14 protein-coding genes are annotated in these 11,886 nt (G+C 36.9%); 4 read left to right on the forward strand and 10 right to left on the reverse strand.

What is annotated here, in order from left to right; all coding sequences use genetic code 11:
- Nucleotides 1-48: 48 nt before the first annotated feature.
- From AB1A03_RS14000 to ubiU, 9 genes are all read right to left on the reverse strand, one after another.
- On the reverse strand, nucleotides 49-624 hold the full coding sequence (locus AB1A03_RS14000; RefSeq protein ID WP_354625232.1) for a M15 family metallopeptidase: 576 nt from the start codon (nucleotides 622-624) through the stop codon (nucleotides 49-51).
- Entirely contained in the window at nucleotides 621-1,754 is a 1,134-nt protein-coding gene (gene dapE / locus AB1A03_RS14005; protein ID WP_354625233.1) for a succinyl-diaminopimelate desuccinylase, read from the reverse strand. Before dapE ends, AB1A03_RS14000 begins: the two co-directional genes overlap by 4 nt.
- Nucleotides 1,755-1,763: 9 nt before the next feature.
- Nucleotides 1,764-2,114, reverse strand: coding sequence for an ArsC family reductase (locus tag AB1A03_RS14010; RefSeq protein WP_354625234.1), 351 nt, complete (start codon nucleotides 2,112-2,114; stop codon nucleotides 1,764-1,766).
- A 173-nt stretch (nucleotides 2,115-2,287) separates the two neighbouring features.
- Nucleotides 2,288-2,797: a PTS glucose transporter subunit IIA gene (gene crr / locus AB1A03_RS14015; RefSeq protein ID WP_354625235.1), complete on the reverse strand. Its 510-nt coding sequence runs from the start codon at nucleotides 2,795-2,797 to the stop codon at nucleotides 2,288-2,290.
- A 79-nt stretch (nucleotides 2,798-2,876) separates the two neighbouring features.
- On the reverse strand, nucleotides 2,877-4,598 hold the full coding sequence (ptsI, locus tag AB1A03_RS14020; RefSeq protein ID WP_354625236.1) for a phosphoenolpyruvate-protein phosphotransferase PtsI: 1,722 nt from the start codon (nucleotides 4,596-4,598) through the stop codon (nucleotides 2,877-2,879).
- Nucleotides 4,599-4,657: 59 nt separating this feature from the next.
- Complete coding sequence (locus AB1A03_RS14025; RefSeq protein ID WP_354625237.1) at nucleotides 4,658-4,915, reverse strand: HPr family phosphocarrier protein; 258 nt, start codon at nucleotides 4,913-4,915, stop codon at nucleotides 4,658-4,660.
- A gap of 455 nt (nucleotides 4,916-5,370) precedes the next feature.
- The gene (locus tag AB1A03_RS14030; protein ID WP_354625238.1) at nucleotides 5,371-6,009 is read right to left on the reverse strand and encodes a DUF2057 family protein; all 639 of its coding nucleotides are present in this window, start codon (nucleotides 6,007-6,009) and stop codon (nucleotides 5,371-5,373) included.
- Between the two features lie 240 nt (nucleotides 6,010-6,249).
- Nucleotides 6,250-7,128: a U32 family peptidase gene (locus tag AB1A03_RS14035; RefSeq protein ID WP_354625239.1), complete on the reverse strand. Its 879-nt coding sequence runs from the start codon at nucleotides 7,126-7,128 to the stop codon at nucleotides 6,250-6,252.
- 16 nt (nucleotides 7,129-7,144) lie between these two features.
- A complete protein-coding gene (ubiU, locus tag AB1A03_RS14040; protein WP_354625240.1) occupies nucleotides 7,145-8,140 on the reverse strand; it encodes a ubiquinone anaerobic biosynthesis protein UbiU in 996 nt (331 codons plus the stop codon).
- Between the two features lie 172 nt (nucleotides 8,141-8,312).
- On the opposite strand from ubiU, the gene ubiT reads away from it, so the two are divergent.
- From ubiT to AB1A03_RS14060, 4 genes are all read left to right on the forward strand, one after another.
- Nucleotides 8,313-8,843: a ubiquinone anaerobic biosynthesis accessory factor UbiT gene (gene ubiT, locus AB1A03_RS14045; RefSeq protein ID WP_354625241.1), complete on the forward strand. Its 531-nt coding sequence runs from the start codon at nucleotides 8,313-8,315 to the stop codon at nucleotides 8,841-8,843.
- Nucleotides 8,844-9,148: 305 nt separating this feature from the next.
- Nucleotides 9,149-9,907, forward strand: a complete 759-nt coding sequence (locus AB1A03_RS14050) for an amino acid ABC transporter substrate-binding protein (protein WP_354625242.1) — start codon at nucleotides 9,149-9,151, stop codon at nucleotides 9,905-9,907.
- A 130-nt stretch (nucleotides 9,908-10,037) separates the two neighbouring features.
- Complete coding sequence (locus AB1A03_RS14055) at nucleotides 10,038-10,709, forward strand: amino acid ABC transporter permease (protein ID WP_354625243.1); 672 nt, start codon at nucleotides 10,038-10,040, stop codon at nucleotides 10,707-10,709.
- Complete coding sequence (locus tag AB1A03_RS14060) at nucleotides 10,709-11,476, forward strand: amino acid ABC transporter ATP-binding protein (protein WP_354625244.1); 768 nt, start codon at nucleotides 10,709-10,711, stop codon at nucleotides 11,474-11,476. Before AB1A03_RS14055 ends, AB1A03_RS14060 begins: the two co-directional genes overlap by 1 nt.
- Nucleotides 11,477-11,542: 66 nt before the next feature.
- Here the strand turns inward: AB1A03_RS14060 and AB1A03_RS14065 are convergent, their stop codons facing one another.
- Nucleotides 11,543-11,824, reverse strand: a complete 282-nt coding sequence (locus AB1A03_RS14065; protein WP_354625245.1) for a peptidylprolyl isomerase — start codon at nucleotides 11,822-11,824, stop codon at nucleotides 11,543-11,545.
- Nucleotides 11,825-11,886: the final 62 nt, after the last annotated feature.

Genomic DNA, 11,886 nt, shown 5'->3' on the forward strand with positions numbered 1-11,886 from the left:
GTAATTGCTCGCAAATAAGCGACTTACCTAGTATGTTATTTTTGTCTATTAAGTGGTGAACGTGGTATAATCTAATTGCTTAAGTGCTTTATTAGCAATAGGAAAGTAACTGATATGCCAAGGTTCGCTAGCAACACCATTATTATATGTTTGATATGGCCTATAAAAGCCATAATTGTTGATGTTAGCCGTTAGCCAATCGTTAAATTCCAAAAAGTAATCTTTAGTATATTCACTTACTTTTAACTGTAATTTGCCATTTTCTGGTAATAGGTCTGGGTCATAGAGATCAAAGTCAGTTCCCCAATGATGCCTACTCGTGCCAGGTAAAGCTGACCAATGCAATATCGCGAGTAATTTCTCTAATTCAGAGATTGTACTGATGTCGATGGGGTGCTCTAATTTATCAAGTAGTTCACTTTTACCTGAATATTTATTATTCCAGATGAGCGATTGTCTAGCAAAGCTGCGAAAACCACTGGCAATTTGCAAATTGAAATTAGCTTGCTTAGCCGCTTTTTGTAATGCAGAAAAATCACGGATAACACTCGAATGAATTAAGATACCATTTTTTAATTCACTCAAATGAGAAGTCACTTGACCCGTTAATTGCTCGATTATCATGCTAATAAATTTATCAATGATAAATGATATATCGTAACCAGCTTTTCAAGGTCACTGACTTTGACACATTCATCGACCTTATGAATAGTTGCATTACATGGACCGAGTTCAATAACTTGAGCACCAGTAGGTGCAATAAATCGAGCGTCAGATGTGCCACCGCTTGTTGATAATTCGCTATCAAGTCCCGTTGTATTTTTAATTGCTAGGCTGACCGCTTCAGTCAAAGAGCCAGGCTCTGTAATAAATGGGGAGCCATTAAAGGTCCATTTTAATGAATACTTCGCTTTATGTTTTTTAAGTGTTGTTTCAAATTTTTCAATTATTTGCTCGGCAGTCAGTTCAGTTGAATATCTGAAATTACACTGTACAACAGTTTCACCCGGCACGACATTGCTTGCACCTGTTCCTGAGTTAATGTTAGTAATTTGAAAGCTTGTCGGTGGAAAATATTCATTACCTTTATCCCATTCAATATTTACCAAGTCTGATAATACCAACGCACTGCTATGAATAGGGTTATTAACGAGGTGAGGGTAGGCAACATGTCCTTGAATACCATGTATAGTCAAATCAGCTGTTAACGATCCTCTGCGTCCATTTTTAATCGTATCACCAACATTTACTGAACTTGAGGGTTCACCTACGATACAAAAATCGATGAGCTCATTGCGAGCAACGAGAGTATCAATGACACGTGTAGTGCCATTGATAAATGGTCCCTCTTCATCGCTTGTTATAAGTAATGCGATTGAGCCGTTATGATCTTGATGTGCGGCAATAAATTGTTCAAGTGCAATCATAAAAGCGGCAATGCCACTTTTCATATCAGCTGTACCACGTCCATATAAGTAGCCGTCGTGTTCTGTCGCGCAAAAAGGAGGAAACTTCCAATTGCTTTCTGGTCCTGGGGGGACAACATCTGTATGACCGGCAAAACAAAAAAGAGGTTTTTCTGTTCCTCTTCTTGCCCATAGATTTGTTGTATCTTCAAACACCATTACTTCACAAATAAAGCCTAACTTCTCTAAACGAGAAATCAGTAATTGTTGGCAACCTGCATCATTAGGTGTGATAGAGCGTCTATTAACTAAATCTTTTAAAAGCGCCAAAGCAGGGCTGTCTGACATGATATTTCCTTATTTTGAAAAGAGATTTTCATAGGCATTAATATTGAAACCTACAAGGTATTTATTTTTATGAACAAGTAATGGGCGTTTAATTAATGTTGGGAATTCAATAAACAAATCGATGATTGTATCTTCATTAATCGATTCTTTTTGTTGCTCACTTAGATTTCTATAGCTGGTACTGCGTTTGTTTAATAATTCAGACCAATTAATGTGCTGTAGTATATTCTCAAGTAACGTTTTACTTAATCCATTTTTACGGTAGTCATGAAATTGATATGAAACATTATTCTGTAAAAGCCATTTTTGTGTTTTTTTTATTGAATCGCAATTAACGATGCCAAAAAGTGTGGTAGCCATAACTGATTCTTCTGTAAAATGAAATGATTGTAACAAGTAATAAAAAGAATAGCAGCAGCAAGTAAAGTAATTACAGTAAAAAGGTGATGAATGAAAAAGCAAAAATTAATGAGAGTAGGGGAAAAAATAAGAGTCGCCTAAGCGACTCTATAATATAATTATTGGTGTAAATATTATTTAATAATTTTAAGAACCGGATCAGATGCAACAACAACTGTACCTGACATTTTTTTCAATTCTTTAATTTCGTCCATGTTTGAAATAACCACAGGCGTTAATATCGATTTTGCTTTTTCTTGTAAAAACTCTAAATCAAACTCGATGATAGTGTCACCCATTTTAACTTTTTGGCCTTCTTGCGCTACACGAGTGAAGCCTTGACCTTTAAGTTCAACGGTATCGATACCAAAGTGAACAAATAATTCGATGCCCGTATCAGACTCTAAAGAGAATGCATGGTTAGTTTCGAATATTTTACCAATCTCACCATCACAAGGTGCGACCATTTTATTGCCTGTTGGGCGAATTGCTATACCATCACCAACAATTTTTTCTGCAAAAACAACATCTGGCACATCTTCTATTGCAACAATTTCACCAGATAGTGGTGCAATGATATCAATAGTATTTTCTACAGGTGCGCTACCTGATACGGCTTTTTTTAGTGAATTGAAAAAACCCATGATTTAACTCCAAATGATTAATAATAAATAGATAATAGCAAAGGTAACTAAATCAGACAATTAACCTTTGCTTATAAAATTAAATAATACCATTAGTTTGATTGAAATCATTAACTAAGGCTTCAATTTCAGCCGCTGTAGCCAATGACAATGCTTTATCTGCCAGCGCTTTTACGTCAGCGAAATTGGTATTGCGAATGATTTTTTTAACCGTTGGTATAGAAATCGCGCTCATCGAGAATTCATCAAGTCCCATACCCAGTAGTAGTAAGGTCGCACGCTCATCACCAGCTAACTCACCACACATGCCCGTCCATTTACCTGCGCCATGAGAAGCATCGATAACGGTTTTAATGATAGTTAGCACAGAAGGGCTAAGTGGATTATATAAGTCAGAGATAAGCTCATTACCACGGTCAACCGCTAGGGTATATTGGGTTAAGTCATTTGTTCCGATACTGAAAAACTCAACTTCTTTAATTAAATGGTGAGCGATAGCTGCTGCAGCAGGTGTTTCAATCATCACACCAATTTCAATATTTTCATCGAATGCTTTATTTTCTGCTGTTAGTTCCGCTTTAAGTACGTTAAGAATATCTTTGAGCTTGCGGATCTCTTCTACTGCGATAATCATTGGGAACATGATTCGGATTTTACCAAATGCAGATGCTCTTAATAATGCACGTAGTTGCGGGTTCATTATTTCAGGACGGTCGAAACAGATACGAATTGCACGCCAGCCTAAGAAAGGATTCATTTCCGTTGGTAAGTCTAGGTAAGGCAGATCTTTATCGCCACCGATATCCATAGTACGGATAATACAAGCTTTACCTTCTAACGACTCTACCACATCTTTATAGGCAACAAATTGCTCGTCTTCGGTCGGTAATTGGTCTCTATCCATAAATAGAAATTCAGTACGATAAAGTCCAACACCTTCAGCGCCATTGCGTTTAGCGCCATCAGTATCTTTTACTGTGCCTATATTTGCACAAACTTCTACTTGATGCCCATCAAGTGTTGTAGCAGGTAAATCTTTTAATTTAGCTAATTCCGCTTTTTCTGCCAAAAAGACAGCTTTGATTTTTTCAGCTTCTTTAAGCTCGGCTTCAGTTGGATTAATAATAATTTTATTATTAATCGCATCTAGCACAATCATATCACCGTTGTTAACACGTTTAGTGATATCATTTGTACCGACGATTGCAGGTATTTCGAGAGAGCGAGCCATGATCGAAGTATGCGACGTTCTACCACCAATATCAGTAATAAAACCAAGCACTTTATCAAGGTTAATTTGGGCCGTCTCAGAAGGGGTCAAATCGTTAGCAATAAGAACAACTTCATCAGCAATGTTGCTTAAGTTAACAATTTCAATACCTAATACGTTTTTAAGTAAACGGCTTCCAATATCACGAAAATCGGAAGCACGTTCACGCAGGTACGGATCTTCTAGCTCTTGTAGCATCGTTGCATTTTCTTCAACTATCTTATGAATAGCAAAGTCAGCTGTACATTTTTTAGATTTTATAAAATCAACAATATCATCTTCTAACTCTTCATCTTCTAAAAGCATAATATGCCCTTCGAAGATAGCTTCTTTCTCTTCACCAAAGGTTTCCAACGCTTTTTGTTTGATGATAGTGAGCTGAGCTGACGCTTTTTCACGTCCAGCTAAGAAGCGAGCAATTTCTTTATCAACATCTTGAACTTTACTGTTGTTGATTGAAATTTCATCTTCCTGTAATAACAAAGCTTTGGCAAAGGTTATGCCTGGAGATGCAAGAATACCTGATATCATAATTAATCCTATAAAATACTAATAAATACTAACGGAGATCGAAGTAGCTATATTGATAACTATACAAGTGTAGCCATTAATTCAACTAACGTATCTACTGCTTTTTGTTCATCAGCGCCTTCAGCTTTGATGTTTACGGATGTACCTTGAGTTAGGCCTAATGTTTGTAATTTAAAGAGACTTTTAGCGCTTGCAGACTTATCACCTACTTCAACAGTAATATCAGAGGCAAAAGATTTTGCTTCTTTAACAAATTGAGCAGCAGGACGAGTATGAAGGCCGTTTGGAGCCGTAATAGTTACTGTTTTTTGGTACATAATAACACCTTAATTTACGATAAGTTTAGGTTATGGAATTACACTGTTTAATAAATCAAACAGATGTAACAAGGATTTTAAAAACATATTTCGTAGCGATAAAATACCGTATAAATTTAATCAATAGTTTAATATAGATCAACTTATACAAATTATCACTTCCGTACAAAAAATCAGGACAAGCCCAATAAATACAGGGGTATTTAAAATACTGATTTATAATCTATAATTCGTTTGGTTAAGTCAAATAAATACGTCAAAGTTACGTAACAAAAGGTAATACTGTTATTACAAACAAATACATTCAACTTAATTTTTAGTGTAAATTAACTTGTTTTATTCAGTTTGTCACGTATTAATTGTCTTTGTTGTGGGAATAGCCTGAAAATATTTGTAGGATTTGAAGCAACGGGGGCTTGGTGTAGTAATTATTAATTACTACACCAAGTTGAATTTTATTTCATGTCTTGTTCTAACAACCACATTCTGAATGCTTTTTGCTCTTGTTTGCTCGCTTTCTGATATGTTTCTATTAATAGTGCCGTATTAGAAGTATTGATAGTTGTCGTTGCGGTCGTTGTTGTTAATGCTGGTACAGTTGCTGCTGGCATTGCTAGAGTTGCTGGAGCTGCCTCTGTTTGTACTGTAATGTTGTGCTGTTGATTATAGTCGCTGATTAATTTCTCAACATTACTATTTGGGAATAATCCTTCTCCGGAAATAATGTCACTATTAGTAACCATGGTAGTTTTCTCATCGTTTTTTACAATCCACTCAATGCCTTTATTAATTGCATTTTTTGCCTGCATTGAATTGCCAAAACGTTTAATACTAATTTCAGTATCTCCCTGTGTGTCGATATCAAAGATATGAATTTTACTACTGATTATATCCGAGTTTTTAAATTGCCCTTTGTACATGACGGCGACTTGATGTGGTCCATCATCAACCTCTAATTTATCTGAACTGAATAGGTGTTGTTTAACTTTTTTACCATCTACAGCAAGGATTTCAACGCCATTTGTGCTCACCAACTCTCCAGCATGTAGGAAAGGCGTTGAGACTAATGCCATAATTAAACATATTTTTTTCATGTACTGATCCTTTTTTACCCTGAGTGTGATTAATATCTTGTTTTAGTAAGATATTATGAGGGACGCGATTAATCAATAACTTCTTTCTAAATAGGCAATAAAATAGCGTGAATTTTCACTTATTACGCATTAGCTGAGAATATCCTTCCGTGTTGACCCTTTCTATACCCATGCTACCCCTTGTGCATCTATCTGAGCTGGTAGCAGATAAAGCATCTTGAAGTCACATGGGATACTTTGTTAGATAACGTTCTCTAATCCAGCGATATTATGCCAAAACCCATTACACTCAGTCGCCTTTAATTTAACGTTTTTCCCATTACCATTAAGCATTGCACTGTAGTTTTGTAAAACGGGTAAGCTATCGTCACTGGATGGACTTATGCGTACAATATCTACTAAACCTTCCATTGAAGGTAAATCGTTGATTAAGTTATAGCAGTAGCCTGATTGTGTTTGAATGCCATTTAATACGAATATTTGCTGTTCTTCTTGCGTGGTAACTATGCGCCCTTGGGGATATTTTATGCAACACAATTCACATTCGTCTTTGCCTTTGTTTTCAGAACGAGCCGTGAAACAGCGCGCAGAATAGGCCAAAGGAAGGTGACCATGGGAAAACACTTCGACTTCAAACTGATCACGAATACCTAGTGCATGGCAATCGTTAGTAATATTCATTAACCAGTCCCGTGATAGTTCTACTGGCATAACCCAACGTTGCATTCCTTTATTAACAAAGAGTTTAATGGTACCAGCGTTATAACAATTTATTGCAGGGCCGCACACGAAAGGAACTTTCTGTTCGCTAAGAATATTAATGGCTCCCAAATCATTTGCTTCCACTTTAAACAGACCATTTTCACATAATTGGCGCAGGATTTTAATTTCAGACGGGGCTTCTAATAAAGCCATTGTGGATAAAACGATCTCTTTACCTGAATTTGCTAACTCTTTAGCAAGCTCTATCCATTCACGTGTTTTTAATTCTCTTCTTTTACTGCAAACCGTTTCACCTAAATAAATAATATCAGCTTCACTTTTAATGATTTGCTGATAGTAATCTTCCAATGTTTTTTTTTCCCAGTAATAGAGTACTGGACCTAAAGCTAATTTCACGCTATTTCCTTAAATGTTATTGCCAGTTACGATGATATGCACCAAGCGTGGTTTGGCTGCCTTCAGAAACATTGGCAAGTATTGAATTCCAACTATCTTTGACTTGGTAACTGTCTGGGGCTGCTTTATAGGTGTCTATTGCTTGGCGCCATACTCGGGTAATTTGCTCAACATAGGCAGGGCTGCGTTGTCGTCCTTCTATTTTTACTGAGCAGATATTTGCCTGCATTAACTCAGGTAACATAGCTAACGTATTTAAGCTTGTAGGCTCTTCAAGCGTGTGATAATTATTATCAGAAACAGTAAATCGACCTTTACATAAGGTCGGGTAACCCGCTTTTTCTCCAGCTTGATAGCGATCAATTAAAATATTATTGAGCCTTGATTCCAGACCTTGCTCTGTTTCTGTCCAACGAACATATTTTGCTGGTGAACAGGCGCCGACGGTATTGGGGGACTCCCCTGTAAAATATGAAGATAAATAGCAACGTCCTTCTGCCATAATACATAAACTGCCAAAGGCAAAGACTTCCAGCGGTACATCCGTATTTCGTGATAACTGTTTAACTTGTCCAATGGAGAGCACGCGAGGAAGAACAACTCGTTTTATATTAAAATTATCTTTATAGAACGCGATTGCAGCACTATTGGTTGCCGATGCTTGCACTGACAAATGTAGGTCAAGTTGTGGATATTTATTGGCGGCATAATCTAGCGTTGCAATATCAGCAATGATTGCTGCATTTGCACCTAAATCAACGCATTTGTCTACCGCGTGTTGCCAGCGTTTTTCCCCACCGGGATGAGCAAAGGTATTAATGGCAACATGCAGGTGTTTATTATGGTCTGCAACGTATTGTGCCCCTTTAATGAGTTTTTTATCATTAAAATTTAAACCGGCAAAATGTCTCGCGTTTGTATCATCTTTTAAACCTATATAAACAGCATCTGCACCACAATCAATGGCTGTTTTTAAGGCAGGTAAACTACCTGCAGGGCAAAGGAGTTCCATTACATTTCCTAACTAAATAAAGTAGATGAATTGTAAGAAACTGACATTTATTTTTATTGATATAGGGCAGGGTTGATAAGATATTATATGAATATATGTAAAATTTGATTTGAACCAATATAATAAGTGAGTCTTTCATTAAAATAAGTAATCATTTAATAAAGAGATATTTATGCTTAAATCAATTATCACAAATTTGCAACATCAGTTGGTCATGAATACGCCCAAGGCTCTCGCATTGCCAGCATCTTTTGTCCCCTTTGTTATTCAGAAGAAATTACTTTCCTCTTTATTAGATTCGATTTTTGCTGAAGCAATAGAAGATGGTGATCTAGACTTTTTAGAAGATAAATGGCTGAAAGTAGAAGTGACTGATTTACAACTTTCCTGGTATTTAAGTTTTGCACAAAACAGATTAATAATTGCAGAAAAGCAAGTCAGTGAAGACGTGAGTTTCAGTGCGGATATCAACCAATTGATATTAATTGCCGGACGTAAAGAAGATCCAGACACGTTGTTTTTCCAGCGACATTTGTCTATTCAAGGGGATACTGAACTTGGTCTGGAAGTAAAAAATTTACTGGATAATATCGATTTTGATAATCTACCTCCGCTTGCTAAAAAGGCATTAATTCATTTATCTACTTTTGTTCAGCAGGGATTAATTGATCCAAAGGTAGCATTGGCGCATGGTCTCGCGTAAATTTTCTTACATATTATTCATAGATAGTTAGCACTGTTATTACTTTTTGTTATAAGCAATGCTAATTTATCTGCATTTTAGTGCTAATTCTAATTGCAACCATCTGCTTGTATCTATTACTATTCGTGCATAATAAATCTTTATTCATAGCGCGAATATTGTCCTGATGTTGATTTATTATTTTAGTTAAATAGACCTATTCAGCTTGTATCTTAAATGGACTATAGCCCCTAGCAACCATGGAATAATGAATAGATAATTTGAGAATTTGTATAACGCAAAATATTAACCTCAGTGGAAAAATAATGAAAAAATACGTTAAAATATTAGCAGCTACAATTGTGGCAATATCAACAATGGTAACCGCACCTGCATTTGCCAAGGAAACCGTTAAGGTGGGTATGTCTGGCCGTTATTTCCCATTTACATTTTCAAAAAATGACAAATTACAAGGTTTTGAAGTCGATGTCTGGAATGAAATTGCTAAGCGTGCCGACTATAACGTTGAATTTGTCACCGCCAGTTTTTCCGGTCTTTTTGGTATGCTAGAAGCTGGACATATCGACACGATTTCTAATCAAGTGACCATTACCCCTGCAAGACTTGAAAAATACCAATTTTCTACACCTTATGTCGTCGATGGTGCTCAAGTCGTCGTTAAAAAAGGGCGTAGCGATATTCAATCTGTCAATGATCTTAAAGGAAAAAAAGTCGCTGTTAATCTAGGCAGTAATTTTGAAGAGTTATTACGTGGATTAGATATCGCTGAGCAAATCAATATAATCACCTATGATTCAGGTTTTGAGCAGGATGTGGTGTTAGGTCGAACGGATGCCTTTGTGATGGATCGTTTATCATCGGTTCAACTTATCAAAAAATCGGGTTTGCCTTTACAATTGGCTGGCCAACCTTTCGATACCTTTGAAAATGCGATGCCATTTGTCAAGTCTGCAACGCAAACTATTATTAAAGAGAAAGTTAATGCCGCATTAGCAAGTATGCAAGCAGATGGTAGTTTGTCCAAGATATCTATACAGTGGTTTGGCGCTGACATTACCCAATAAGTTATTAAGTAACGATAAACCTTGTTCTATAGCCCCTTAATATGAGATTAAGGGGCTATTTTTCTAATTTACATTAACGCATCACAATCAATTCATCAGTAGGTTGTCGTTGCGAAATATGAGCTTTTCAATGCAAATTTTATTAGATTTTGAATACATGCTGGAATTACTTCCAACCTTACTTAAATACCTTGGTGTCACCATGGAAATGGCACTTTGGGGATTTTTATTTGCACTTATCATATCCGTCGCGATTGCTATCGTCCGCGTATTTAAGATAATATTGTTAGATCAGCTCTGTGCGCTTTATATCTCTTTTTTTCGTGGTACACCGCTCTTAGTACAACTTTTTCTACTGTATTACGGTCTACCTTATTTTATGCCTATTTTCTCTGGTATGGATGCATTTAGCGCTGCAATAATAGGGCTATCGTTACATTTTTCAGCTTATATGGCGGAAAGTATTCGTGCAGCAATCCTGGGCATAGATAAAAGCCAAATGGAGGCGTGTTTAAGCTTAGGCATGACGCGTTTACAAGCGATGCGAAGAATTATATTGCCACAGGCCTCTCGCGTTGCGACCCCCTCATTGATGAACTATTTTATTGATATGATAAAAAGCACCTCCCTCGCTTTTACACTCGGCGTGACAGAAATAATGGCAAAGGCACAAATGGAGGCGGCTTCTAGTTTTAAATTTTTCGAAAGCTTTTTAGCGGTTGCCTTGGTGTACTGGGCTGTTGTCATGTTTTTTACACGTATCCAGTATTTACTTGAAACACGTCTTAGTAAGGCATATTAATGATAAATGTAACCAATCTCAGCAAACACTTCGGTGATAATATTGTTTTAGACTCGATTGATTTTACCATTAAGCTCGGTGAGATAGTCGTCATTATTGGTCCATCCGGAACTGGTAAATCAACACTATTACGCTGTTTAAATTATTTAGAAACACCGACAACTGGCAGTATAGAAATTGCCAATGTTAAAGTTGATGCACTTCAGGCCACGTCTAAAAAAATAACTGAACTGCGTAAACAGAGTAGTTTTGTTTTTCAAAATTATTCTCTATTTGCCAACAAAACTGCATTAGAAAATGTCGCAGAAAGCTTAATTACTGTCTGGAAAGAGCCTAAGGAGAGCGCCTTTAAAGAAGCGCAAAGAATACTCACGCAGGTTGGATTAGCAGAAAAGATGGGCCAATATCCCTCGCAATTGTCAGGCGGGCAACAGCAACGGGTTGGTATTGCACGTGCAATGGCCGCAAAAGGGGAGGTTATTTTATTTGATGAGCCAACCTCTGCACTGGATCCTGAATGGGTTGACGAAGTGTTAGCTGTAATGAAATCGTTAGCGCAACAAAAACAGACAATGATAGTTGTTACCCATGAAATGCAATTTGCTAGAGAAGTTGCAGATAGAGTGATATTTATGGAAGGAGGGCATATTGTAGAGCAAGGTTCACCGGAGCAAATATTTGAACATCCTCAGCATAAACGTACTCAAGAGTTTGTTGCTCGTGCGACTAAAATGCCAGTATCGGCGCTTGATGCAGCAATGTTATAAGCGCGTAGTGAATAAAAAGTTGTGATTCATCGCGATGAATCACAACTCGCTGATCATTACTAATGATTAATCGTTTCGGCTTGTTACTTCTAATAGATGAAAGCCAAATTGCGTTTTTACTGGACCTTGAACAACGCCAACAGGTGCACTAAATACCACTTTATCAAACGCAGGCACCATCATTCCCGGGCCAAACTCACCAAGTTCACCGCCTTGTGCGCCAGAAGGGCAAGAGGAATGTTTTTTAGCGAGTTCTGCGAAATCAGCGCCAGCTTCAATCTCTTTTTTTAATTCAAGACAATCTTCTTCAGATTTTACCAGTATGTGTCTTGCGCTTGCTAATGCCATGATATTTCCTTTTATTTACTGTTTTTTAAAAATGTATATGTGATTATTAAGACGATAAATTA

Source organism: Psychromonas sp. MME2, from assembly GCF_040566515.1.
In the GTDB taxonomy this organism is placed as follows: Bacteria; Pseudomonadota; Gammaproteobacteria; order Enterobacterales; family Psychromonadaceae; genus Psychromonas.